Source organism: Delftia sp. Cs1-4 (assembly GCF_000214395.1).
Taxonomy (GTDB): domain Bacteria; phylum Pseudomonadota; class Gammaproteobacteria; order Burkholderiales; family Burkholderiaceae_C; genus Comamonas; species Comamonas acidovorans.
Genome location: NC_015563.1, coordinates 4,792,063 through 4,816,924, shown reverse-complemented (window position 1 = coordinate 4,816,924; position 24,862 = coordinate 4,792,063). Strand labels below are relative to the sequence as shown.

Annotated in this window: 22 protein-coding genes; 17 read left to right on the top strand and 5 right to left on the bottom strand. The window is 68.3% G+C overall.

The features are described from left to right. Positions 1 to 147: 147 nt before the first annotated feature. The 8 genes from DELCS14_RS21100 (at position 148) to cydX (ending at position 10,798) form a co-directional block, all read left to right on the top strand. The gene (locus tag DELCS14_RS21100; protein WP_013803458.1) at positions 148 to 1,290 is read left to right on the top strand and encodes an ABC transporter substrate-binding protein; all 1,143 of its coding nucleotides are present in this window, start codon (positions 148 to 150) and stop codon (positions 1,288 to 1,290) included. Positions 1,291 to 1,387: 97 nt separating this feature from the next. After that, a complete protein-coding gene (locus DELCS14_RS21095; protein WP_013803457.1) occupies positions 1,388 to 3,178 on the top strand; it encodes an acyl-CoA dehydrogenase in 1,791 nt (596 codons plus the stop codon). Between the two features lie 60 nt (positions 3,179 to 3,238). Next, positions 3,239 to 4,198 (top strand): nitronate monooxygenase family protein, encoded by a 960-nt coding sequence (locus tag DELCS14_RS21090; RefSeq protein WP_012204314.1) that lies wholly within the window; start codon positions 3,239 to 3,241, stop codon positions 4,196 to 4,198. Positions 4,199 to 4,489: 291 nt separating this feature from the next. Beyond that, positions 4,490 to 6,142: a thiol reductant ABC exporter subunit CydD gene (cydD, locus tag DELCS14_RS21085; protein ID WP_013803456.1), complete on the top strand. Its 1,653-nt coding sequence runs from the start codon at positions 4,490 to 4,492 to the stop codon at positions 6,140 to 6,142. After that, positions 6,139 to 7,824 (top strand): ATP-binding cassette domain-containing protein, encoded by a 1,686-nt coding sequence (locus DELCS14_RS21080; RefSeq protein WP_013803455.1) that lies wholly within the window; start codon positions 6,139 to 6,141, stop codon positions 7,822 to 7,824. Before cydD ends, DELCS14_RS21080 begins: the two co-directional genes overlap by 4 nt. Positions 7,825 to 7,866: 42 nt before the next feature. Beyond that, positions 7,867 to 9,453, top strand: coding sequence for a cytochrome ubiquinol oxidase subunit I (locus DELCS14_RS21075; protein WP_013803454.1), 1,587 nt, complete (start codon positions 7,867 to 7,869; stop codon positions 9,451 to 9,453). Between the two features lie 18 nt (positions 9,454 to 9,471). Next, positions 9,472 to 10,623 (top strand): cytochrome d ubiquinol oxidase subunit II, encoded by a 1,152-nt coding sequence (cydB, locus tag DELCS14_RS21070; protein ID WP_013803453.1) that lies wholly within the window; start codon positions 9,472 to 9,474, stop codon positions 10,621 to 10,623. A gap of 49 nt (positions 10,624 to 10,672) precedes the next feature. Then, positions 10,673 to 10,798, top strand: coding sequence for a cytochrome bd-I oxidase subunit CydX (gene cydX, locus DELCS14_RS21065; RefSeq protein ID WP_012204319.1), 126 nt, complete (start codon positions 10,673 to 10,675; stop codon positions 10,796 to 10,798). Positions 10,799 to 10,997: 199 nt separating this feature from the next. On the opposite strand, the gene DELCS14_RS21060 is transcribed toward cydX, so the two are convergent. Continuing rightward, positions 10,998 to 11,594 carry a GbsR/MarR family transcriptional regulator gene (locus DELCS14_RS21060; protein ID WP_012204320.1) on the bottom strand — a complete coding sequence of 199 codons (597 nt, stop codon included), beginning with the start codon at positions 11,592 to 11,594 and terminating at the stop codon, positions 10,998 to 11,000. 161 nt (positions 11,595 to 11,755) lie between these two features. On the opposite strand from DELCS14_RS21060, the gene DELCS14_RS21055 reads away from it, so the two are divergent. After that, positions 11,756 to 12,913, top strand: a complete 1,158-nt coding sequence (locus DELCS14_RS21055) for an acyltransferase family protein (protein WP_013803452.1) — start codon at positions 11,756 to 11,758, stop codon at positions 12,911 to 12,913. Between the two features lie 73 nt (positions 12,914 to 12,986). Here the strand turns inward: DELCS14_RS21055 and rnk are convergent, their stop codons facing one another. Then, positions 12,987 to 13,391 (bottom strand): nucleoside diphosphate kinase regulator, encoded by a 405-nt coding sequence (gene rnk / locus DELCS14_RS21050; RefSeq protein ID WP_013803451.1) that lies wholly within the window; start codon positions 13,389 to 13,391, stop codon positions 12,987 to 12,989. Between the two features lie 294 nt (positions 13,392 to 13,685). Here rnk and DELCS14_RS21045 point away from each other — a divergent pair, with 294 nt between their 5' ends. After that, positions 13,686 to 14,828, top strand: coding sequence for a PA0069 family radical SAM protein (locus tag DELCS14_RS21045; protein WP_013803450.1), 1,143 nt, complete (start codon positions 13,686 to 13,688; stop codon positions 14,826 to 14,828). A 37-nt stretch (positions 14,829 to 14,865) separates the two neighbouring features. Here DELCS14_RS21045 and DELCS14_RS21040 read toward each other — a convergent pair whose 3' ends face one another. Then, positions 14,866 to 15,732, bottom strand: coding sequence for a LysR family transcriptional regulator (locus DELCS14_RS21040; RefSeq protein WP_013803449.1), 867 nt, complete (start codon positions 15,730 to 15,732; stop codon positions 14,866 to 14,868). Positions 15,733 to 15,838: 106 nt separating this feature from the next. Here DELCS14_RS21040 and DELCS14_RS21035 point away from each other — a divergent pair, with 106 nt between their 5' ends. Next, complete coding sequence (locus tag DELCS14_RS21035) at positions 15,839 to 16,963, top strand: mandelate racemase/muconate lactonizing enzyme family protein (protein ID WP_013803448.1); 1,125 nt, start codon at positions 15,839 to 15,841, stop codon at positions 16,961 to 16,963. Between the two features lie 35 nt (positions 16,964 to 16,998). Continuing rightward, a complete protein-coding gene (locus DELCS14_RS21030) occupies positions 16,999 to 17,973 on the top strand; it encodes a tripartite tricarboxylate transporter substrate-binding protein (protein ID WP_013803447.1) in 975 nt (324 codons plus the stop codon). Between the two features lie 30 nt (positions 17,974 to 18,003). Here the strand turns inward: DELCS14_RS21030 and DELCS14_RS21025 are convergent, their stop codons facing one another. Then, positions 18,004 to 18,855: a LysR substrate-binding domain-containing protein gene (locus DELCS14_RS21025; RefSeq protein ID WP_013803446.1), complete on the bottom strand. Its 852-nt coding sequence runs from the start codon at positions 18,853 to 18,855 to the stop codon at positions 18,004 to 18,006. Positions 18,856 to 19,036: 181 nt separating this feature from the next. Between DELCS14_RS21025 and phnD the strand changes: the two genes are divergently transcribed. Genes phnD through phnX form a run of 5 tightly spaced genes read left to right on the top strand, consistent with a single transcriptional unit; the run spans position 19,037 to position 23,692 of the window. Continuing rightward, positions 19,037 to 19,924 carry a phosphonate ABC transporter substrate-binding protein gene (phnD, locus tag DELCS14_RS21020; protein ID WP_013803445.1) on the top strand — a complete coding sequence of 296 codons (888 nt, stop codon included), beginning with the start codon at positions 19,037 to 19,039 and terminating at the stop codon, positions 19,922 to 19,924. Beyond that, a complete protein-coding gene (gene phnC / locus DELCS14_RS21015; RefSeq protein WP_013803444.1) occupies positions 19,921 to 20,811 on the top strand; it encodes a phosphonate ABC transporter ATP-binding protein in 891 nt (296 codons plus the stop codon). The genes phnD and phnC overlap by 4 nt, the downstream gene beginning before the upstream one ends. Then, positions 20,811 to 21,656, top strand: a complete 846-nt coding sequence (phnE, locus tag DELCS14_RS21010) for a phosphonate ABC transporter, permease protein PhnE (protein WP_013803443.1) — start codon at positions 20,811 to 20,813, stop codon at positions 21,654 to 21,656. Before phnC ends, phnE begins: the two co-directional genes overlap by 1 nt. A 47-nt stretch (positions 21,657 to 21,703) precedes the next feature. Next, positions 21,704 to 22,792, top strand: coding sequence for an iron-containing alcohol dehydrogenase PsrA (gene psrA, locus DELCS14_RS21005; protein ID WP_013803442.1), 1,089 nt, complete (start codon positions 21,704 to 21,706; stop codon positions 22,790 to 22,792). A 54-nt stretch (positions 22,793 to 22,846) separates the two neighbouring features. After that, positions 22,847 to 23,692: a phosphonoacetaldehyde hydrolase gene (gene phnX / locus DELCS14_RS21000; RefSeq protein ID WP_013803441.1), complete on the top strand. Its 846-nt coding sequence runs from the start codon at positions 22,847 to 22,849 to the stop codon at positions 23,690 to 23,692. 127 nt (positions 23,693 to 23,819) lie between these two features. Here the strand turns inward: phnX and fghA are convergent, their stop codons facing one another. Continuing rightward, complete coding sequence (gene fghA, locus DELCS14_RS20995) at positions 23,820 to 24,692, bottom strand: S-formylglutathione hydrolase (protein ID WP_013803440.1); 873 nt, start codon at positions 24,690 to 24,692, stop codon at positions 23,820 to 23,822. Positions 24,693 to 24,862: the final 170 nt, after the last annotated feature.

Sequence of the window (24,862 nt, the reverse complement as noted above, 5' to 3'; positions counted from 1 at the left end):
AAGCTGAAAAATGAGGGGCACAGGCCCCTCTTTTTCCGTCATGGATTCCGGGATGGTCCGCTGGTCACGGCGCGCACCACCGACTACAACAACGGACTTGGCCGCCAGCCGGTGCTGGCGATGGCATGAACCGAGAGGGAGATTGAAATGAAGATGATGCGCTTGCGCCTGGCCCGCACGGCCGTGGCCTTTGTCTGTGGCGCCATGGCGCTGGCCGCCGAGGCCAATGCCTGGGTGGTGGGGCAGGTGGCACCCATGTCGGGAGCCGGTGCGACGCAGGGCCGTGCCTATGCCCAGGGCATGCGCCTGTACTTCGACCAGATCAACAAGGCCGGCGGCGTGCAGGGCCAGCCCGTGCAACTGGTCACCGTGGACGATGTGGGCCATCCCGAGGAAACCGTGGACAAGACCCGCAAGCTGCTGGACGAGTCCAAGCCCGTGGTGCTGGCCGGCTACTTCGGCAACCGCAACATGGCGGCGCTGCTGGACAGCAAGCTGCTCGACCAGTCGCAGATCTCCCTGGTGGGCTACCAGAGCACGGACACGCGGGTGCTGAGCAATCCCCAGATCTTCAGCACGCGCGCCAACCTGCCCGAGGAAATGGCCAAGATCGCCTCGCACCTGGCCACCGTGGGCATCACGCGCCTGGCCCTGCTGCATGACGAACGCCCGGATGCCAAGGCCGTGGCGGAACTCGTGGACAAGGCGATTGCGCCTTCCAAGGCCAAGCTGGTGGTCAGCGCCTCGCTGAGCACGGGCAAGGGTGCCATGGACAAGGCCGTGTCCCAGTTGCAAAAGGCCCAGCCTTCGGCGCAGGCCGTGATGGTGGTGGCCTCCAGCCCAGTGACCTCGGCCTTCGTCGAGGCGTACCGCATGGCGGGTGGCACGGCCCAGATCTACGCCACGTCCGAAGCCGATATCGAGCAACTGGCCAAGCGCCTGCCCGTGGAGTTCATGAGCGGCCTGTCCATTGCCCAGGTCGTGCCCAGTCCCTACAAGGTGACCATGCGCCTGAACAAGGAGTTCAGGGACGCGGCCACCGCTGCAGGCAAGTCGCTGACCGTGCCGGTCAGCTACGCCATGATGGAAGGCTATGTGAACGCCCGCGTCATCGTGGAGGCCATGCGCCGCACCCAGCCGCTGACGCGCGACAAGCTGGCCGCTTCGCTGCGCGGCCTGGACGCCTTCGATCTGGGCGGCTACTGGGTTACCTATCGTCCGGGCTCGCAGGCGGGCTCGAAATTCGTGGATTTGTCCATCGTCAACGCATCGGGCCGCGTCACGCAATAACGCAGCAATGCAGTAGTGCCGTGGCGGCGTGCCCGCTGTCCCAGGTCGCCGCGCGCTGCGCGCCGGCGGTCCAGGCTCTGTTCAGGAAGGTTCAACAATGACTTACTCGGCTCCCCTCAAAGACATGCTGTTCGCCATGGAGCATCTGGCGCAGATCGACCAGGTGGCGCAGTTGCCCGGTTTCGAGGAGGCTGGCCTGGAGACGGCCCAGGCCGTGCTGGAGGAATGCGCCAAGCTGTGCGAAGGCGTGGTGGCACCTCTGAACCTGCCGGGCGACGTGGCGCCTTCCAGCCTCAAGGACGGCGTGGTCACCACCACGGCGGGCTTCAAGCAGGCCTTTCGCCAGTACGCCGAAGGCGGCTGGCAGGGCTTGCAGCATCCGCAGGATTTTGGCGGCCAGGGCCTACCCAAGACGATTGGCGCGGCCTGTGTGGAAATGCTCAACAGCGCCAACCTGAGCTTTGCGCTGTGCCCGCTGCTGACCGACGGCGCCATCGAGGCCCTGCTGACGGCGGGCAGCGATGAGCTCAAGGCCACCTATCTCGAGAAGCTGGTGACCGGCGAGTGGACCGGCACCATGAACCTGACCGAGCCCCAGGCCGGCTCCGACCTGGCCCTGGTGCGCACCAAGGCCGACCCGCAGCCCGATGGCAGCTACAAGGTCTTCGGCACCAAGATCTTCATCACCTATGGCGAGCACGACATGGCCGAGAACATCGTCCATCTGGTGCTGGCCCGCGTGGCCGGGGCGCCCGAGGGCGTCAAGGGCATCAGCCTGTTCGTGGTGCCCAAGTTCCTGGTCAACAAGGATGGATCGCTGGGCGCGCGCAACGATGTGCACTGCGTGAGCATCGAGCACAAGATGGGGATCAAGGCCTCGCCCACGGCCGTGCTGCAGTACGGCGACAACGGCGGGGCCATCGGTTACCTGGTGGGCGAGGAAAACCGCGGCCTCGAATACATGTTCATCATGATGAACGCGGCCCGCTACGCCGTGGGCGTGCAGGGCATTGCCGTGGCCGAGCGCGCCTACCAGCACGCCGTGGCCTATGCCCGCGAGCGTGTGCAAAGCCGCCCCGTGGACGGCAGCGTGAAGGCCAGCGCCACCATCATCCACCACCCCGATGTGCGCCGCATGCTCATGACCATGCGTGCCTACACCGAGGGCTGCCGCGCCATGGCGGCCACGGCCGCCGCGGCCTACGACGCATCCCATCACCATGCCGACGCCCAGGTGCGCGAGGCCAATGCGGCCTTCTATGAATTCATGGTGCCCCTGGTCAAGGGCTACAGCACCGAGATGAGTCTGGAAGTCACCAGCCTGGGCGTGCAGGTGCACGGCGGCATGGGCTTCATCGAGGAGACGGGCGCCGCCCAGTACTACCGCGACGCCAAGATCCTGACCATCTACGAAGGCACGACCGCCATCCAGGCCAATGACCTGGTGGGCCGCAAGACGGCGCGCGATGGCGGCCAGACCGCGCTGGCCATTGCGGGCCAGATCGAGAAGACCGAAGCCGAGCTGGCCGCCAGCGGCACGCCCGAGGCACTGGCCGTGGCCCGCCAACTGGCCGCTGCGCGCCAGGCCTTCGTGGAGGCGGTGCACTTTGTCTCGGGCCAGGCCAAGGCCGAGCCCAATGCCGTGTACGCCGGCAGCGTTCCCTACCTGATGCTGGCGGGCAACCTCGTCGCAGGCTGGCAGATGGGCCGCGCCCTGCTGGTGGCCGAGCAGCTGTTGCACAAGGGACAGGACGAGGCCTTCATGCGCGCGAAGATTGCGACGGCACGCTTTTATGCCGAGCACATCCTCGTCAAGGCGGCGGGCCTGCGCGATGCCATCGTGCACGGCGGCGACAGCGTGATGGCACTGCCCATGGACGCCTTCTGACCCGGCGCTTGCGCACGGCACAACGCAGACAGAGATACCGAGAACCAACGGAGACAACGCATGTCCAAGCTTCCCCCGGCGCTGAAGAAACTGGCCCTGCCAGTGATCGGCTCGCCGCTGTTCATCATCAGCAATCCCAAGCTCGTGATCGCCCAGTGCCAGGCCGGCATCGTGGGTTCCATGCCCGCGCTCAACGCGCGCCCGGCCGAGCAGCTCGAAGACTGGCTGGCCGAGATCACCGAGACCCTGGCCGCCTGGGACAAGGCCCATCCGGACCGGCCCTCGGCGCCGTTCGCCATCAACCAGATCGTGCACAAGAGCAATGACCGGCTCGAGCACGACATGCAGATGTGCGCCAAGTACAAGGTGCCCATCGTCATCACCAGCCTGGGCGCGCGCGAGGACGTGAACCAGGCTGTGCACAGCTGGGGCGGCGTGGTGCTGCACGACATCATCAACAACAAGTTCGCGCACAAGGCCATCGAAAAGGGGGCTGACGGCCTGATCGCCGTGGCGGCGGGCGCGGGCGGCCATGCGGGTGTCAAGAGCCCGTTCGCGCTGATCCAGGAAATCCGTGAATGGTTCGACGGCCCCGTGGCGCTGTCGGGCTCCATCGCCTCGGGCGGTGCCATCCTCGCGGCCCAGGCCATGGGAGCGGACTTCGCCTATATCGGCTCGGCCTTCATTGCCACGCATGAAGCGCGTGCGCACGACGCCTACAAGCAGGCCATCGTGGACGGCACCTCCGACGACATCGTCTACAGCAACCTGTTCACGGGCGTGCACGGCAACTACCTGGCGCCGTCCATCCGTGCGGCAGGCCTGGACCCCGACAACCTGCCCGAGTCGGACCCCAGCAAGATGAACTTCGGCGGCGACGCCAAGAAGGCCTGGAAGGACATCTGGGGCTGCGGCCAGGGCATTGGCGCCATCCGCGAAGTCACGGGTGCGGGCGAGCTGGTCGAGCGTCTCAAGCGCGAATACAACCAGGCGCGCGACCGCCTGCTGTCCACCCCGTAAGGTCGGGGAGTCCAGGACGGGCTCTTCTCCTACCCTGCCAGACGGCGCCTTCGGGCGCCGTTTTCTTTGGGTATTACCCACGCTGTGCGGGACCGGTTCTCGAAGTTGTTTGCGCAAAACCCCTTGCGCACGCTTGACTGCTTCACTCGGCTTCCCCCTACGAGCGACTTGCCTGGAGCAAGTTTGTTTAGAATTCTTTGCGTAATTTCAGTAAATACTGAAATTACAGAATAAATGAACAAACCTTGTACCCCGTCATTGCCTGAGTTCCACCAACTGGCGCGTCGTCCGATGGCGGGTACGGGGCGCCTGGTGCTGGCCTCGCTGCTGTGGCTGCCCCAGGCGCTGCTGCTGGCGCTGGCCGTGCAGTCCATGGCCGATGGCGCGGGCGCGGGCGCGGGCGTGGAGCCGCTGTGGCCACTGTGGCAGCTTGCGGCAGGCGTGGCACTGCTGGGCGGATTGCGCGCCTGGTGCGATGCCAGCGGCACACGCCGCGCCAATCTGCAGGCGCGCAGCCTGGTGAGTGCGCTGCGAATGCAGGTGCTGCGCACGCTGGCGGGCACCTCGCCGCTGGACCGCCAGCGCGCGGCCTCGGGCCAGGCGGCCAGCGCCATGGCCGAGCAGGCCGAGGCCATCGTGCCCTGGCTGTCGCGCTACCAGACCGCCATGTGGCGCGTGCGCACCGTGCCGCTGGTGATTGCGCTGGCCGTGGCCAGCCAGAGCTGGGTGGTGGCGCTGATCCTGGTGGTGGCCGCACCGCTGATCCCGCTGTTCATGGCCATCGTCGGCTGGCGCGCCAAGGCGGCCAGCCAAGCGCAGATGGTGGAGCTGGGCGGCATGAACGCCTTCCTGCTCGACCGGCTGCGCGGCCTGTCCACCCTGCGCGCTCTGGGCGCGGTGGATGCCACGGCGCAGCGGCTGCGCGCCAATGCCGAATCCCTGCGCGAACGCAGCATGCGCGTGCTGCGCATCGCCTTTCTGTCCTCTGCGGTGCTGGAGCTGTTCTCGGCCCTGGGCGTGGCCATGGTGGCCGTGTACGTGGGCTTTCACCTGCTGGGCCATCTGCCCTTTGGCAGCTGGGGCCAGACACTGAGCCTGGGCCAGGCGCTGTTCGTGCTGCTGCTGGCGCCCAGCTTCTTCGATCCCCTGCGTGAGCTGTCTGCCGTCTGGCACGACCGCGCCAGCGGCGAGGCCGCCCTGCAGGCCCTGGGCGAGCTGGGCCGCGATGCGCAGCCGCTGCCAGGCGCACTGGCTGCGCCCGGCAGGGCGGCCGGCCAGGCCTGCGCCCTGCATCTGGAGCAGGTGCGGCCCCAGGCGCCAGGCGGCGCGGTCACGCTGCCGGCGCTCACGGTGGACGTGCGGCCTGGCGAGCATGTGGCGCTGTGGAGCCCCAGCGGCAGCGGCAAGTCGCTGCTGCTGGCGCAGATTGCCGGCCTGCTGCCGGTGGCCGAGCCTGGGCGCATCCATATCGACGGCCAACTGCTCGACGGCGAATCGGCCGGCCGGCTGCGCGCGCGCATGGCCTGGATGGGGCAGAGCCCCCATGTGTTCGCCGGCTCGGTGGCCGAAAACCTCCGGCTGGGCCGCCCGGGATTCACCTTCGGCGAACTGCGCCAGGCCCTGCGGCTGGCCGGGCTGGGCAAGCTGGCCGAGACCCGGGCCGGCGCCACGCTGGGCGAGGGCGGAGCCGGCCTGTCGGGCGGCGAAATCGTGCGCCTGGCACTGGCGCGCCTGGCCTTGTCGCGCGATGCAGGCCTGCTGCTGGTCGATGAACCCACGGCCCACCTGGACCCGGCCACGGCCGCCCAGGTCACCGATGCCCTGCTGCAGCTGGCACGCGGGCGCACGCTGATCGTCGCCACCCACGATGCCGAACTGGCCGCCGCCATGCACCGCGTGGTGGAACTGGCGGGCCATGCCGCCCCGCAGGAGCTGGCCGCATGAAGCCCCGCTCCACCCTCTGGCCCGTGCTGGCCGCCCTGGCGCGCATGGCGCCCCGGCGCCTGTGGCTTGGCGGCGCGCTGCTGGCCCTGCTCACGGTGCTCATGGGCATGGCGCTGCTGGGCCTGTCGGGCTGGTTCATCACGGCCACGGCGGTGGCCGGGCTGCTGCCGGCCACCGCCATCGTTTTCGACGTCTTCATGCCCTCGGCCGGCATCCGCCTGCTGGCCCTGGGCCGCACGGGCACGCGCTATGCCGAACGGCTGGTCACCCATGACGCCACCCTGGCCGTGCTGGCCGCCCTGCGCGAGCGGCTGCTGCGCAGCTGGGCCACTCCCGCCGCCGCCCTGAGCCTGCGCCTGCGGCCCGCGCGCCTGCTGCAGCGGCTGACGGCCGACGTGGATGCGCTGGACAGCCTGTACCTGCGCCTGTTCGTGCCCTTGCTGGCCGCCACGGGTGCCACGCTGATGGCCGCCCTGGCGCTGGGCCTGATGCGCTGGTGGCTGGGCCTGGCCTTGGCTGCATGGCTGCTGGCCACCGGCCTGGGCAGTGCCCTGTGGCTGGCGCGCAGTGCGCGCCGGCCCGCCGTGCGCCGCGCGCTGGCGCTGGAGTCCCTGCGTGCCCGCACGGCCGACCTGGTGGCCGGGCAGGCAGAGCTGGCCATGGCCGGCACCCTGGCCGCGCATTGCGAACGCATTGCCGCCCTGGACGCCCGCGTGGCCGAGGCCGACGCCGAGCTCCACGGCCTGGAGGCCCGAACCTCCTTCGTGCAGGGCCTGTGCGGCGCCCTGGCCCTGGCCGGTGTGCTGCTGGGCGTGGGCTGGCTGGCCGAGGCCGGCCTGCTGGGCGCCCCCGTGGCTGCGCTGGCCCTGTTGCTGGCGCTGACGGCCATGGAGCCCTTTGCTGCGTTGCGCCGTGGCGCGCTGGAGGCCGGCCGCAGCTGGCTGGCCGCGCGCCGGCTGGCGCCCGCCCTGCGCGATGGCGCTGCGCAAGGCGCCTGCGAACCGGCTGCGCCCAGGCAGGGCTTGGCGGTTGAGCTGGAGCAGGTCGTGGCACCCCGTGCCGCCGTGCTGGCCCAGGACATCCTTATCGCCGAAGGCGAACGTGTCGCCCTGCTGGGCGCCAGCGGCGCGGGCAAGACCACGCTGCTGTCCCTGATGGCCGGCGAGCTCCAGCCGCTGGCCGGCGCCGTGCGTGCCCGGCGCTGCACCTGGATGACGCAGCGCACCGAACTGTTCGAGGACAGCCTGCGCGACAACCTTTTGCTGGCCTGCCCCGAGGCCGCCGAGGACACGCTGTGGGCGGCGCTGGAAGTCGCCGGGCTGGCCGGCGATGTGCGCGCCATGGCGCAGGGCCTGGACACGCGGCTGGGCGAGGGCGGGCTGGGCCTGTCCGGCGGCCAGGCACGGCGCCTGGCGCTGGCGCGGCTGCTGCTGAGCCCCGCGCGCTGCTGGCTGCTGGACGAAGTGACCGAAGGCCTGGATGCACGCACGGCCGCCGACCTGCTGGTGCGGCTGGACAGTGCAGCCCGGGGCCGCACCCTGGTGCTGGCCACCCACAAGCTGCGGGAGGCGCAACTGGCCGACCGGCTGCTGTGGGTGGAGCAGGGCCGCGTGGTGTCCGAGGCGCTGCGCGGCACACCGCCGTTCGAGGCGGCCCTGGCGCGCCTGCGGCAGGACGGCTGATCAAGGATTTCACCAAGTACCCCCGAGAGAAAGGATCTCACCATGGACCTCGACATCGTCGATCTATCGCGGCTGCAGTTCGCGGTAACGGCGCTCTACCACTTCCTGTTCGTGCCGCTGACCATCGGCCTGGCCGTGATCATCGCCATCATGGAGACCGTCTACGTGATGACGGGCCGCACCATCTGGCGCGACATGACGAAGTTCTGGGGCACGTTGTTCGGCATCAACTTCGCCATGGGCGTGGCCACGGGCATCGTGATGGAGTTCCAGTTCGGCATGAACTGGAGCTACTACAGCCACTACGTGGGCGACATCTTCGGCGCGCCGCTGGCCATCGAGGGGCTGATGGCCTTCTTCCTCGAAGCCACCTTCGTGGGCCTGTTCTTCTTCGGCTGGGACCGCCTGAGCAAGGTCGGCCATCTGGTGACCACCTGGTGCGTGGCCCTGGGCTCGAACTTCTCGGCGCTGTGGATTCTGATCGCCAATGGCTGGATGCAAAACCCCGTGGGCGCGGCGTTCAACCCGCAGACCATGCGCATGGAGGTCACCGACTTCTTCGCGGTGCTTACCAACCCCGTGGCCCAGGCCAAGTTCGTGCACACGGTCTCGGCCGGCTACGTGACGGCGGCCATCTTCGTGCTGGGCGTCTCGGCCTGGTATTTGCTCAAGGGCCGGCACATCCAGCTGGCGCGCCGCTCCATGACGGTGGCCACCTCGTTCGGCCTGGCCGCCGCGCTGTCGGTGGTGGTGCTGGGCGATGAAAGCGGCTACCTGTCGTCGGAGCACCAGAAGATGAAGCTGGCCGCCATCGAGGCCATGTGGGACACCGAGCCCGCACCGGCCGCCTTCACGGCCTTCGGCTTCCCCGACAAGGCCGCACGCGAGACGCACTACGCCGTGCACATTCCCTGGGTCATGGGCCTGATCGGCACGCGCTCGCTGACCACCGAGATCCCCGGCATCAACGACCTGGTCCAGCGCACCGAGCAGTACATCCGCAACGGCATCGAGGCCTATGGCGCGCTGGAGGCCATCCGCGCCGCCGGCCCCACGGGCCAGGTGCCGGCCGACGCCAAGGCCGTCTTCGAGGACAAGGGCGGGCAACTGGGCTACGCGCTGCTGCTCAAGCGCTACGTGGACGACCCGCGCCAGGCCACGGACGCGCAGATCGCCCAGGCCGCCTGGGACACCGTGCCGGCCGTGGGGCCGCTGTTCTGGGCCTTCCGCATCATGGTGGGGTTGGGCATGTTCTTCATCGCGCTCACGGCCGCCTTCTTCTGGCTGTCGGTGCGGCGCAGGCTGGACGCCCATCCGTGGATGCTCAAGCTGGCCGTGATCGCCATTCCCCTGCCCTGGATCGCGGCCGAGTGCGGCTGGATCGTGGCCGAGGTGGGCCGCCAGCCCTGGATCATCGAAGGCGTGCTGCCCACGGCGCTGGCCGTCTCCAACCTGGGCGCGGGCACGCTGCTGCTGACGATTGCAGGCTTCATCGCCATCTACTCCGTGCTCTTCGTCATCGAGATGAAGCTCATGGTGAAGGCCATCCGCAAGGGACCGCAGGAGGAAAGCGCACCGCACCTGACCACCTACTTCCCTCTGATGCAAAAACTCGCCCGCGGGCAATGACCAAGGGAGATTGTCACCATGATTCTTCACGAACTGATCAGCTACGACATCCTGCGCCTGCTGTGGTGGGGCCTGCTGGGCGTGCTGCTCATCGCCTTTGCCGTCACCGATGGCTTTGACCTGGGCGCTGCCGCGCTGCTGCCGCTGGCGGCCAGGACCGACGTGGAGCGCCGCGTCGTCATCAACTCTCTGGGCCCGGTCTGGGAAGGCAACCAGGTCTGGCTCATCCTGGGCGGCGGTGCCATCTTTGCGGCCTGGCCGCAGCTGTACGCGGTCTCGTTCTCGGGCTTTTACCTGGCCATGTTCGCGGCCCTGGTGGCGCTGATCCTGCGGCCCGTGGCCTTCAAGTTCCGCAGCAAGCGCGAGGAGCCGGCCTGGCGCGCGCGCTGGGATGCCGTGCTGTGCATGGCCGGCGTGGTGCCTGCGCTGATCTTCGGCGTGGCACTGGGCAATGTGCTGCAGGGCGTGCCCTTCCGCCTGGCGCCCGACATGCGCATCTACTACGAGGGCACGTTCTTCGGCCTGCTCAACCCGTTTGCGCTGCTGGCCGGCCTGGTCTCGCTGTGCATGCTGCTCATGCATGGTGCGTCCTGGCTGGTGTTCAAGACCGAGGGCGATGTGGCCGCGCGCGCGCGCCGCTTCGGCATGGTGGCGGCCGTCGCCACCACGGTGCTGTTCGCGGCGGCTGGCGTGTGGCTGGCCGTGCTCAATGGCTACCGCATCACCAGCGAGGTCAACACCACCGGACCGTCCAACCCGCTGTTCAAGACGGCTGCGCTGCAGGCGGGCGCCTGGTTCGCCAACTACCAGGCCAGGCCCGTGCTCTGGGCCGTGCCGGCCATCGGGCTGCTGATGCCGCTGCTGGCGGCGCTGGGCCTGTGGCTGCGCCGCGAGTGGCTGGCCCTGCTGTCCAGCGGCCTGGGCATTGCGGGCATCATCGCCAGCGTGGGGGCGTCCATGTTCCCGTTCATCCTGCCCTCGTCGCTGAACCCGCAGCACAGCCTCACGGTCTGGGACTCTTCGTCCAGCCATGTGACGCTGTTCATCATGCTGGTGTGCGCGCTGATCTTCGTGCCCCTCATCGTGGCCTACACCAGCTGGGTCTACAGCGTGCTGCGCGGCAAGGTCGACCCGATGGCCATCATCGAGGGCCGCGGCCACTCGTACTGATCCACCGAATCAAGCAACGACATTCAACGTCAAGAAAGGACACAACACCATGTGGTACTTCGCCTGGTTGCTCGGCCTGCCGCTGGCGGCCGCCTTCGCGGTGCTCAACGCGATGTGGTACGAACTGATGGACGACGAGGCCACGCGCCGCGAACTCCTGGCCCGGGAGAAATAAAGCTCCCCCTGAGGCGCTTCGCGCCTTCCCCCTCCCTCTTCGGGAGGGGGACGACACCCTCGCTGCGGGGGCGGCCCTTGCTCGGTGTCCCTCGCTTTGGACTACGCCAGTTTTTGCACGTGCTTACCGCTAATGAAGCATTGCTGTAAACACAATGAGCTCCCTCGGGAGCTCATTTTTGTACGCAGGCTTGCCAGGTTCAATCGTCGGTGTCATCCGCCTTGGCGCGGCCCTTGCCGCCCGTGATGCGGTCCTTCAGATCCAGCAGCCGCGTCACGGCCGTGCCCATGCCCATGAGCTGCATGGCGGTCTCGGGCGACAGGCGCTGCACGTCGTCGAACCAGTTCATGAGCCGGTCGATCAGCTCGTACATGTCGCGCATGCGCTGCTGGGCGTAGCGTTCCTCTTCGGTGGTGACTTCCTCCAGCATGGCGGCGCGCAGCATGGACTGGGTGGGCTCGATCTCGCGGCGGCGGCGTTCCTCGGCCAGGCGGCGGAAGATTTCCCAGACATCCTGCGGCGCCTCGAAATACTCGCGCCGGTCGCCGGGCTGGTGGCGCAATTGCACCAGGCGCCAGGCCTGCAATTCCTTGAGCCCCATGCTCACGTTGGAGCGCGAGAACTCCAGCGTCTCGGCGATCTGGTCGGCATTGAGCGGCTCGGGCGAAAGAAACAGCAGTGCGTAGATCTGGCCTACCGTGCGGTTGATGCCCCAGCGGCTGCCCATCTCGCCGAAGTGCGAGACGAACTGCCGGTTCAACGCCGGAAGAGGTTTGGATTGCGTCATGGCATGCATTGTGCCTGCGCGTGCGCGGCACGCTCCGGGCGGCTTGGGAAGCGATGTGTCAGCTTTCTGCAAGTCGTGTCCAAAAGGCGCACAATGGCGCCTTTGCGGGCTTGCGGCCAGGCGGCCCGGGCCCTGCGCCTTCCCGCCCCGTACCGACTACAGATTGCCCCATGTCCCACGCTAGCCGCAGTGCACTGATCGACTGCACCAAGGGCCTGGCCTGTGCCGCCATCATCTGGCACCACCTGGCCTTCTACGGCCCCATGTCCGATATCGCCCATCCGGCCGCGCCGGACCTCATCGACTGGCTCTATGAATATGCGCGCATGGCCGTGCAGATCTTCCTGGTGCTGGGCGGCTACCTGGCGGCAGCCAGCATGGCGCCGCAAGGCCACGGCCAGCACAGCGATCCGTGGTCGCGCATCGGGCGCCGCTTCGTGCGTCTGGTCGTGCCCTATGCGGTGGCGCTGGTCGTGGCCATCGTGGTCTCGGCGGCCGTGCGGCCCTGGTTCGACCATGCCTCGGTCTCCGGCGAGCCCGATCTCTGGCAACTGGTGGCGCATGCGCTGCTGCTGCAGAACATCGTGGGCGAGGAGTCGCTGTCTGCCGGCGTCTGGTATGTGTCCATCGACTTTCAGCTGTTTGCGCTGACTGCGCTGCTGCTGGCTGGCACGCGCTGGGGCGGTGCCTTGCTGCGCCGCCGCTTTGGCGGCGACGCCCTGTCACGCTGCTGGCCCTGGGCGCTGAGCGTGGCGCAGGCGCTGGTGGTGATCGGCGTGGCGGCTTCGCTGCTGGGCTTCAATCTGGATGCGCAATGGGATGTGTGGGCGCCGTACTTCTTTGGCGCCTACGGCCTGGGCATGCTGGCCTACTGGGCCGCGCATGCGGACAAGTCCTCGACGGCCTGGAGCTGGTCCCTGCTGATCGTGGCCCTGGTCGTGGCGGCACTGGCACTGGAGTGGCGCGACCGCATCGCGCTGGCCGGTGCCACGGCGCTGGCCCTGGTCGTGGCCATGCGCAGCCCCGCGTTTGCGCAGGCGCAAGGCTGGGCGCCGCTGCGCCGGCTGGGCAAGATTTCGTACTCGGTGTTTCTCGTGCACTTCTCGGTCTGCCTGCTGGTCAATGCCGTGGAAAGCCATTTCTGGCCACATTCCATTCCCGCCGCCCTGCTGGGCATGTGCACGGCCTTCGTGCTGTCGATTGCGGCCGGCCATCTGCTGTACGAGCGCGTGGAGCGCCACGTTCCCAGCTGGCACATGGCGCTGCGCTGGCAGGCGGGCCTGGTGGGCACCGGCCTGATCGCGGCGTTTCTGGCAGGCCTGCGCTGAGGCGCCGTGCGTCAGTCCACAAACAACAAAGGCAGCCGGTTGGCTGCCTTTTTCGCTTCACGCCGGTCGGCGTTCAACGGTGCAGCTCGCCTGCGCTTTCCGGCTGGAACTCGATGGCATCCACGCGCACGGTGACCTGGCCCGAGGGGCCGGCCATGCGCGACTGGTCGCCCACGCTCAGGCCCAGCAGGGCAATGCCCACGGGCGCGAAGACCGACACCTTGTCGGAGCTGCCATCCATCTCCTTGGGATAGACCAGGGTCAGCGTGTTGGACTTGCCCGACTCCAGCAGCGTGAAGCGCACGGTGGAGTTCATGGTCACCACATTGGGCGGCATTTCCTTGGGCTCGAGCACGTCGGCGCGGTCCAGCTCGGCCTCGAGCGCGTCGCGGCCGGGGAAGGCGGGTTGCTTGTCCAGCAGGGCCTCGATGCGCTCCAGGTCCAGGGACGAAAGAATGATGTGGGGCTTGCGCTCCATGGTGTTGGCTCCCTTGTGTGCTTGCGCCGTGGCTGCAGTGAAGGGCAGCGGCGCCCAAACGGACAAAAGCCCGGGCAACGCGGTTGTCCGGGCCAAGGCATCTTCAGAAAAGAGAAAAGCACCAAGTTGGTGCGATAGGCCCATTGTGCAGGCCCGTGTGGGTTCTGCCAAGCGAACCCGCACGGTGCGGTGCGGATTGGCGCGGGCACTTGCCAAGCCGGCAAAACCCACTTCGCAACTGCAGGCATGCGGGGAGTGCTTGGCGGTATGACTGTATTTTTATACAGTTGCTCCATGCTTCCCAGTCCTCCCACGCCTCATCACGACACGGCCCGGGTGCCCCTGCACGCCATCAAGGGCCGGGGCGCAGCCAGCCAACTGGCCCACCGCTTCACCACCGACCCGCGCGAGGCCTTCGATGACGGCTGGGGCAGTCTTGAGGCGCCGGCCGAAGGCGAGGAAGCCGCGCCCCTGCGCACCGAACTGCGCTGGGAGCAGGCCCGCTCGGCGCTGAGCCGCCACCAGTCGCCCGACCTGCCGTTTCACATGGGGCTCAATCCCTACCGGGGCTGCGAGCATGGATGCATCTATTGCTATGCCCGGCCCACGCACAGCTACCTGGGCTGGTCGCCGGGGCTGGACTTCGAGACCCGGCTCATCGCCAAGCAGAACCTGCCCGAGCTGCTGCGCGCCGAGCTGTCGCGCGCCAGCCATGTGGCCGCGCCCGTGATGCTGGGCTCGGTCACCGACTGCTACCAGCCCGTGGAGCGCGAGCTGGGGCTGACGCGCCGCCTGATCGAAGTGCTGGCCGAGGCGCGCCACCCGTTTTCCATCGTCACCAAGGGCAGCGGGGTGGAGCGTGACCTGGACCTGCTGGCCCCGCTGGCGCGCCAGGGCCTGGCCTCGGTGCACATCACGCTGACCACGCTGGACGCCGACCTGGCACGCCACCTGGAGCCGCGCGCCGCCGCGCCGCACCGCCGGCTGCGCAGCATCCGCGCGCTGACCGAAGCGGGCGTACCCGTGGGCGTGAGCCTGGCACCGCAGATTCCCTTCATCAACGAAGACCTGGAGAAGGTGCTGGAGGCGGCCGCCGACGCAGGCGCGCGCCACGCCTTCTATGCCGTGCTGCGCCTGCCCTGGGAAGTGGCGCCGCTGTTCGAGCAATGGCTGCAGGTGCACTACCCCGACCGCGCCCGCCGCGTGATGGAGCGCGTGCGCGACCTGCACGGCATCCAGGGCGAGCAGCGCGAGGCCGGCCGCGTGTACAACGCCGAGTTCGGCCAGCGCATGAAGGGCACGGGCCACTGGGCCGAGCTGCTGCGCCAGCGCTTTGCCCTGGCCTGCCGTCGGCATGGATTCAACCGCGAGCCGCTGCGGCTCGATTGCAGCCTCTACCACCCGTCGCTTTTGCTGCCGCAACGCAGCCTGTTCTGAGAGCCTGCGTGCCAGGCACAGGTCAGGGCATGGTTCGCTAGCGGGAATCGATAAGCTCGGACAAGGCGGCCGCCAGCGGGGAGCGCACCGACGATCGCAGCCACACCATGCCCACTTCGCGGGACGGGCTCGGAGGGGGCAGCGGCCATCGGCGCGTTCTGGCATCCGGCGGTCCCAGCACGGGCCAGTCCGGCAGGATGGAGACACCGAAGCCTTCCGCAACCAGCTGTGCGATCTGCTCGATGCCGTCCAGCTCGAAGCGCACTTTCGGCTTGATGCCGTGGCCCCGCAGGTATTCATCCGCCATTTTTCCTGCCACCACCTTGCGGTCGTACTGGATGAAGGGCTCGCGTGCGGCCGTGAGCAGCGGATCGCGCACCTTCATGTCCCGGGGCGCGAGAAGAATCAGCGCCTCGCTGCGCATCAGCCGCCATTCGCAGGTCTTGGGCATGGCGAAGGCCGGGTGCACAAGGATGGCCGCATCCAGATGGCCGGTCTGCACCTGGTCCAGCAGCAGTGAGGAAGTGCCGGGTTCGATGTAGACGCGCACGGCCGGATGGGCGCTCATCCATCGGCGCAGCAGCGGGGGCACCAGGCCCATCAGCGCCGTGGGCGTTGCCCCCAGCCTCAGGGGGCCTGCGGGAAGCTCGGTGGCCGAGGCGGCCGACCTCAGGTTCTCCACGGATTTGAGCACCTCCCGCGCATGCTCCACGATCCGGGCGCCAACGACGGTGGGCCGTACCGTCCGGCCCACCCGCGTGAGCAGTGCGCAGCCCACGTCGGCCTCCAGCGCACGCATCTGCTGGGCCACGGTGGTGGGCGGCAGGTCCAGCCTGCGCGCGGCGTCGGCCATCGAGCCGCAGTCCACGACGGCCATGAAGCTCTGGAGAAAGCGCGAATCCATGCGACGCATTTTGCGTCATCTGAACCATGGGACACCATCTTTGTTGCAGATCTCCTGAAGCGCAAAGTTCGCTCGTTCCCGCTTCCAAACCATGTCAGGAGAGCTCATGCCCCTCATCGAATCCATTGAAGTCTGCGTTGCCCGCGTGCCGCTGGACAAGGTCACCTATCTGTCGAACCGCACCGTGGTCGACCGCCACTACGGACTGGTCAAGGTCCGCAGCAGCGACGGCGTCGAAGGCATCGGCTTTTGCTATGTCGGCAATGCGGCGGGCGAGCTGTTCCGTGTCGCGGTCGAGCAGCTGCTCGGTCCTGTGCTGCTGGGCCGCGATTCCCTGTCCGTCGAAGGGCTGTGGAAGGAGATGTACCAGGAGGCGCTGCTGCAAGGCCGCATGGGCACCGTGATGCGCGCACTGAGCGCACTCGACATTGCGCTGTGGGATCTCAATGCCCGAACCGCCCAGCTGCCTTTGCACAAGTACCTGGGCGCGGTGGAGCTGGACACGGTGCCGGCCTATGCCAGCGGCGGCTACTACGTGGACGGCAAGACCGCCGGCCATGTCGGCGAGGAGATGGCCGGCTATGTCGAACTGGGCTTTCAGGCCGTGAAGATGAAGACCGGCCGCTGGTCGCCCCAGGGCGAGGAGTCGCGCGTGAAGGCGGCGCGCGAGGCCATCGGCCCGGACGTGGAGCTCATGCTGGACTGCAACAACGGCTGGGTGGACACCGTGCAGGCCATGCAGTACCTGCGCCGCATGGAGGCATACGACCCCTATTTCATCGAGGAGCCGTTCAGCCCCGACGATGTCGAAAGCCACGCCCGCCTGGCAAAGCTCACCCGCATTCCCGTGGCCACCGCGGAAATCGGCTATGGCCGCTGGTACCACAAGCATCTGCTCGACATGGGCGCCGCATCCATCCTGCAGACCGACGCCGCAGTCTGCGGGGGCATTACCGAGTGGAAGCGCATTGCCGCCATGGCGGCGGGCTATGGGCTGCAGATGTGTCCGCACTGGTTCCACGATGTGCACGCGCCGCTGGTGGCCGCGACCCCCAATGCGCGCTATGTCGAGTTCTTCTGGGATGACCAGGTGCTGAACTTCCGCCGCCTGCTGGACCGCCAGCTGGCGCAGGAAAAGGGCCGTGTCGTGCTGCACCAGACGCCGGGACTCGGCTTCAATTTCGACGAGGCGCAGGTGTCCCGGTTCGGCCGCTGGACCTCGGTGGCGTAAGACCGCCGCCAGCCCATCATCCAAGGAGACAAGCCATGCAACGCAGACAGTTCCTGACCTCGGCCGCCGCAGCCGCCGCCCTGCATGCCCATCCGGGCTTTGCACAGGCCAGGCCGCCGGCGGGCCCGGTCAAAATCCTCGTCGGCTTCTCGGCAGGCGGCGGCACGGACATCCTGGCGCGGATCATCGCCAACCGGCTCAACCAGCTGTGGGCCATTCCCGTCATCGTCGAGAACCGGCCAGGCGCGGCGGGGCTGATTGCCGCTGCCGAGGCCGCCAGGGCCGCGCCCGATGGGCAGACGCTCATGATGGGCCACATCAATGCCCTGGGCATTGCCCCTGCGCTCAACCCCAGGCTCGGTTTCTCGCCGGAGCGGGACTTCTCCGCCATCGCCCTGGTGGGCCAGACCCCGCAGGTCCTGGTTGCCAGCCCCAAGGCTTCCGCCACCATGCAGGGCCTGCTGGCCGCGTTGAAGCAAAAGCCGGGGGAGGTCAGCTTCGGCTCCTCGGGCACGGGCTCGGCCCAGCACCTTGCGCTGGCGTTGTTCGAGCAGACTGCGGCGGTGTCCGCGCTCCATATCCCGTACAAGGGGGCGTCGAACGTGATGACGGATCTGCTGGGCGGCCAGATCGACTATGCGTTCGAGGGGATGACCACGGCGGCGCCCTTCATCAAGGGCGGAAAAGTCCATGCCGTGGCTCAGACGGGTGTGAAGCGCGCCAAGGCCTTCGCGGAGATTCCCACGGTGGCGGAGCAGGGCTATTCCGGGTTCAACGCGAGCATCTGGTTCGGCCTGGTGGGCCCCGCAAGAATGCCCGCCGATCTGGTGGCCCGCATCAATGCAGACGTCAACCGCATCCTGGCCATGCCCGATGTGGTGGCCAAGCTCGAAGAGTTCGGCGCAGAGGATGGAGGGGGGACGCCGCAGCGCTTTGACGCCTTCATGCGCGATGAACGGGCGAAGTGGGCCCGGCTGATCCAGGCGCGCGGAATCAGGGTGGAGGGCTGAGGCGGGGGTCGAGGTGGCCCGGCGCGGTCCTCAAACCGCCTCCAGAAAAGACCTCACCAGCAGGCTGTCGCTGCGCTCGCGCATGCAGTAGACATAGGTGGTGGTGCTGGCCGGGTCGCCCGCGATGCGCAGCGGGCGAAAGCGCGGGTCGGGGATGAATTCGGCTTCGGACACGGCGCCCAGTCCCAGGCCGCGCGCCACGGCCTCGCGTATGGCTTCGCGGCTGCCGATCTCCAGCTCGGTGCGCGGCTGCACCCCGGCGGCCTGCAGCACCGATTCCAGCGCGGTGCGCGTGGTCGAGCCGTGCTCGCGCAGCAGCAAAGGCTGGCCCTGCAGTTCGGACAGCGCGATTTCGCTGCGCCGCGCGAAGGGATGGGCCACATGGGCGAACAGCACGATGGCGTGGCGCGCGTACTCGCGTGCCAGCAGCTCCGGGCGGTCGTAGAGGCCGGCGAGCACGGCCACGTCGGTGTCGTAGCGTTCCAGGTCGGCCAGCACCTGCTGCGAGTTGCCCATGCGGATGGACAGCTGCATGCCCGGGTGCCGTGCGCGGTAGGCGGCCACCATCTCGATCACATGGAAGGGCCCCACGGCGCCGATCTTGAGCTCGCCCTGGTGCAACTGCCCCGAGTCGCGCAGGAAGAACTCGGCCTCGGCCTCCAGCGCCATGATTTTCTGCGCCATGGGCAGCAGTCTGGCGCCTGCGCCCGTGAGCGTCATGCGGTAGCCGCGGCGGTGGAACAGCTCGATCTGGCTTTGGCGCTCCAGCGTGGCGATCTGGGTGGAGATGGTGGGCTGGCTCACGCCCAGTGCGCGGGCGGCGGCGCTGAGGCTGCCGTGGTGGGCGACGGCGATGAAGGCGCGGTAGCGGGCGTTGCTCACGAAAGTCGGTATCTCAAGGTTTTGTCTATGGATGCTGTCAAAACCGATTCTGAAACTTTCACATGGCAGAAATATGTCGCTCCTAGCATTCAGCCATCCCCACCCGCCTGGCGATTTGGCCGGCGATTCACGGATCCACCGATCTGCCGATGTGCCTGACCTGATGCAAAGGAACGCTCCCATGAAGATGAACCGCAAGACCTGGCTGCGCCATGCCGGCGCCGTGCTGGCCCTGGCCGCCACCGCCGCCACCGCTACCACTGCCGCCTTTGCCCAGAGCGCCGAGCTGCGCGTGGGCCTGATCCCCTCGGAGGACGCGCAGGCCATGATCCGCGCCAGCCAGCAGGTCATGGACCAGCTGGCCACCCGCACCGGCATGAAGGTGCGGCCCTTCGTGGCCAATGACTACAACGGCGTGATCGAGGCGCTGCGCTCCAACAAGATCGACATCGCCTTCCTCGGCCCGTTCTCGTACGTGCTGGCCAGCCAGGTGGCAGGCGCCGAGGCCTTTGCCGTGGCCGTGACCAAGAAGACGGGCAAGAGCGCGTACCACAGCATGGTGATCTCCCGCAAGGACAAGGGCCCGGCCAGCGTGGCCGATCTCAAGGGCCGCAGCTTTGCCTTTGTGGACCCGACCTCGGCGTCGGGCCACCTGTTTCCCAAGGCCGGGTTGATGGCCGAGGGATTCGATGCGGACAAGGGCTTTTCGCGCGTGATCTTCTCGGGCTCGCACGACGCCAGCATCATGGCCGTGGCCAACGGCAAGGTGGATGCGGCGGCCGTGGCCGACCGCATCTTCGACTCGGCCGTGAGCAAGGGCCTGGTCAAGCGCGAGGACTTCCAGATCGTCTGGCGCTCCCAGCCCATCCCCGAGTCGCCCATGACCTGGCGCAAAAACCTGGACGCAGGCACCAAGCAGAAGGTGGCTGCGGCCCTGGCCGAGGTCAAGGACCTGCCCTGGGGCGACCAGGGCGTGCTCGACGGCTTCGCGGCCACGGATGACAAGGCCTATGACGTGGTCCGCCAGACGGCCAAGGCGCTCAAGCTCGACCTGGGGAGCATGAAATGATCCGCATCCGCCAATTGCGCAAGAGCTATGGCAGCAACCACGTGCTGCATGGCATCGACCTGGATGTGCAGCCCGGCGAGTTCGTCGTCATGCTGGGCCTGTCGGGGGCCGGCAAGTCCACGCTGCTGCGCTGCATGAACGGCCTGGCCCGCGCCGACAGCGGCACGCTGGAGGTGGGCGGCATGGACCTGATGCTGGGCGGCGGCAGGCACAGCCGGCGCGAGCTGGCTCGCCACGTGGCCATGGTCTTCCAGCACCACAACCTGGTGCCGCGCCTGTCGGTGCGCAAGAACGTGCTGACCGGGCGCCTGGGCCAGACCGGCACCCTGGCCTCGGTGCTGCAGCTGTTCCGCGAAAGCGATATCCGCCTGGCCGACCAGTGCCTGGAGCGCGTGGGCCTGGCCCACAAGGCGCTGGAGCGCACCGAGGCGCTGTCGGGTGGGCAGATGCAGCGCGTGGGCATTGCCCGCGCGCTGGCCCAGCAGCCCCAGGTCATCCTGGCCGACGAGCCCGTGGCCAGCCTGGATCCCAAGACCGCGCGAAGCGTGCTGCAGTACCTGCGCGATGCCACGCGCGAGCTGGGCATTGCCGTGGTCTGCAACCTGCACCAGGTGGACTACGCGCGGGAGTTCGGCGACCGCGTGCTGGGCCTGGCCCAGGGCCGCATGGTCTATGACGGATCGCCGCAGGCGCTGGACGAGGCCGCGCTGCAGGCCATCTACCATGCGCAGCCCACTGCAGGGCAAGGCGCAGGGCAAGGAGCAGGGCAGGGCGCAGAACCGGACACACCACCGGGCACGCAGGCCATAGGGCCTGCCGGCCTGCATGCGCAGGCGCCGGTGCCTGCCTCGTGGATGCGGGCCAGCGCGCCCGCAGGAGGACTGTGATGACCAGCGCCAATTCCTGGAGCCCCGAGCCGCGCGACCGCTGGCAATGGACCGCGCCGCGCCCCCATGGCGCCCTGGGCTGGACCGGCTATGCGGCTGCGGCCCTGGCCATCGCCTGGGTGCTGCACTGGAGCGCGGGCGGCGCGCAGATGAGCTGGGGTGAACTGGCGGCAGGCATGCCCCAGATCGCGGATTTCGTGGCGCGCTCCGTGCCGCCGGACTGGAGCATGCTGCCGCGCCTGATGGCGCCCGCGCTGGAGACGGTGCAGATCGCCATCTGGGGCACGCTGCTGTCCGTGGTGCTTGCGCTGCCGCTGTCCTTCATCGCGGCCAGCAACCTGCATGGCTGGCACTGGCTGCGGCGCATCACGCGGCAGTTCCTGAACGTGGTGCGCAGCATCAACGAGCTGATCCTGGCGCTGGTCTTTGTCTCGGCCGTGGGCCTGGGGCCGTTTCCCGGCGTGCTGGCCCTGGCCCTGCATGGCATGGGCATGCTGGGCAAGTTCTTCGCCGAGAGCATCGAAGAGATCGACGACGGCCCGCTGCAGGCCCTGCGCAGCGCAGGCGCCACGCAATTGCAGCTCATCGTCTTCGGCGTGATACCGCAGGCCATCACGGCCTGGATCGCGGTCGTGCTCTACCGCTTCGAGGTCAACCTGCGCTCGGCCACGGTGCTGGGCATGGTGGGCGCGGGCGGGCTGGGTTTCGAGCTGGTCGGCAGCCTCAAGCTGTTCCGCTACCAGGAGACGGCCACCTGCATCGTGGTCATCACCGTGATGGTGATCGCCGCCGATCTCGTCTCCCACTGGCTGCGCCGCCGCATCCAGCAGGGCACCCGCCATTGAGGGCAGCGCTTTTCCCGGCGCCCCCGTTTCATTCAAAGGACCGATTTGTGTGGACCTATCACAACCCCGTTGCCATCCATGCCGGCCCCGGCCGCCTGGACCGCCTGCCCGAGCTGCTGGCCGGGCGCGACTGCCTGCTGGTGACGTTTCCCGAGGCCGAATCCCTGGGCCTGGTGCAGCAGTTGCGCCAACGGCTGGGCAGCCAGCTGCGCGGCGTGGTGGACGGCATTGCGCCCAACCCCGATGTGCAGTGGCTGGCCCCGCTGTATGACCGCGTGCACCGCGAATACGCCGAGGTCCCGTGCATCGTGGCCCTGGGCGGCGGCAGCGCCATCGACTCGGCCAAGGCGCTGATGTGCGCCACGCCCACGCGGCGTTTCGGCGAGCTGCTGCAGGCCCTGGAGCAGGGGCTGGCCCTGCCAGCCGCAGGCCACAAGGGGCTGATCGCCGTTCCCACCACGGCCGGCACGGGCAGCGAGGTCACGCCCTGGGCCACGATCTGGGACCAGGCCGCTGGCCGCAAGCACTCGTTGCACCAGCACTGGACCTGGCCCGAGGCCGCCATCATCGACGCGCAGCTCATGCAAAGCCTGCCGGCCGGCGCCACGCTGGCATCGGGGCTGGATGCGCTGTCGCATGCGCTGGAGTCCATCTGGAACCGGCACCGCAATCCCGTCTCCACCAACTTGGCCGTGGGCGCCGCGCGCCGCACCCTGGCCACGCTGCCCGCGCTGATGCAGGACCTGGGCAGCCTGCCGCTGCGAAGCCGCATGGCCGAGGCCGCCCTGATGGCCGGCCTGGCCTTCTCCAACACCCGCACGGCGCTGGCGCATTCGCTGTCCTACGACATCACGCTGCGCCATGGCGTGGCCCACGGCATTGCCTGCTCGTTCAGCCTGCCGCTGGTGCTGGAGATGGCCCTGGGCGCCGACGACCAGGCCGACGCGGCCCTGCTGTCCATCTTCGATGCCGCCACGGGCGAGCTGGCCGTGCAGCGCCTGCGCAACTTCCTCGAAGGCCTGGGCGTGGCCACCGATCCCGCCCACTACGGCGTGCCTGGGGATGAGTGGCAGCAGCTGCTGCAGTCGGCCGCATCCGGCCCGCGCGGGCGCAATTTCATCCGCACGCTGGAATGAACAGGCGCGTACGGCCCTCTTCTGTTTGAACCTCTTTCCTTGTCAAAAAGCACCATGAACCACACCACCGTCTCCACCGCCGCCGCCGATCTGTCGCCGCTGCAGGCCGTCATCTTCGACTGGGCCGGCACCCTGGTCGATTTCGGCTCGCTGGCGCCCACGCAGATCTTTGTCGAGGCCTTTGCCAGCTTCGGCATCACCATCACCCTGGCCCAGGCTCGCGGCCCCATGGGCCTGTCCAAGTGGCAGCACATCCATGAACTGCTGCAGTCTGAGGGTATCCGCGCGCAATGGCACAAGGCCTTCGGCCAGCAGCCTGGCGACGCCGACGTGGACGCCATCTACGCCCGCTTCATGCCCATGCAGATCGCCAAGGTCGGCGAGTTCTCGGCGCCCATTGAAGGCGCGCCCGAGCTGCTGGGCTGGCTGCGCGCGCAGGGCCTGAAGGTGGGCTCGTGCTCGGGCTATCCGCGTGAAGTCCTGAACCAGCTGCTGCCGCAGGCAGCGGCCAACGGCCTGGCTCCCGACCATGTGGTGGCCGGCGATGAAATGGCCGCAGGCGGCCGCCCCGGCCCCTTCATGGCGCTGGCCAATGTGCTGGCGCTGGGCATCGGCGACGTGCGCGCCTGCGTGAAGGTGGACGACACCGTGCCCGGCATCGAGGAAGGCCGCAACGCCGGCATGTGGACCGTGGGCCTGACCCTGTCCGGCAACGAAGTCGGCTACTCCCCCGCCGAACTGGCCGCCGCCCCCGCCGAAGAAGTGCGCGAACGCGTGGCCCGCGCCGAGGCCAAGCTGCGCGCAGCCGGCGCCCACCACGTGATCGCCAGCGTGAAGGACCTGCCGCAGGTACTGGAGCGTATTGCGCAGGACATGCGCGCGGGGCGCATGCCTGGGTGAGACGCGCCCGTTCTATGGTCTTGTGCCCAATCTTGGAAACTGGCGCGCTCCAACCCAGGGACAGCAAGCAAGGGCCGCCCCGCAGCGAGGCTGTCGTCCCCCTTTCAGGGGGAAGGCGCGAAGCGCCTCAGGGGGTACTCAACTGCTCTGCATGATGGCGCAGATGGTCATCAATGAAGCTCTGGATGAAGTAGTAGCCGTGGTCGTAGCCGCCGTGGCGGCGCAGCGTCAGCGGCTGGCCGGCCTGGGCGCAGGCGGCCTCGAAGGCTTCGGGCAGCAGCTGCTTTTCGATCAGGAACTTGTCGGCCAGGCCCTGGTCCACGAGGATGCCGGCCGGGTAGGGCGCCTGGGTCTGCGCGGCCATCAGGCAGCTGGCGTCATGCGCTTCCCAGGCCTTGCGGTCATCGCCCAGATAGCCTGAGAAGGCTTTCTGGCCCCAGGGGCAGTTGACGGGGTTGGCGATGGGCGCGAACGCCGACAGGCTCTTGAAGCGGCCCGGATGGCGCAGCGCCAGCGTGAGCGCGCCGTGGCCGCCCATGGAGTGGCCGAAGATGCCCAGCCGCTGCGCGTCGATGGGCAGGCGTGCGGCGATCAGCGGCAGCAGCTCGCCCAGCAGATAGCTTTCCATGCGCCAGTGCAGCGCCCAGGGCTTGGTGGTGGCGTCCAGGTAGAAGCCCGCGCCCACGCCGAAGTCCCAGGCATCGGCCTCGCCGGGCAGGCCTGCGCCGCGCGGGCTGGTGTCGGGCGCGATCAGCGCAATGCCCAGCTCGGCGGCCAGGCGCTGGGCGCCGGCCTTGGTCATGAAGGTCTCTTCGGTGCAGGTCAGCCCGGCCAGGTAGAGCACGGCGGGCACCTTCTCGCCGGCCACGGCCTTGGGCGGCAGGAAGACCGAGAACTTCATGTTCAGGCCGATCTCGGCGGAGAAATGCTCGTAGAAACGCTGTGCGCCGCCGAAGCAGGCATGGGCGTTCTTGAGTTCCAGGGGCGGCAGTGCGGACATGGTGTTCCTCAAAAAGAAAAATGCTACGGGCACCTTGGCAAGCGGTGCGTGCAGCATTCAAAGATGGGAGTTGATACGCTATACACGGTCAACGGCCCATGAAACTGGCGCTGCCCAGGCGAGAGGCGCCGAGCAAGAGCCGCCTCGCGGCGGGGGCGCCCAGCCGAGGG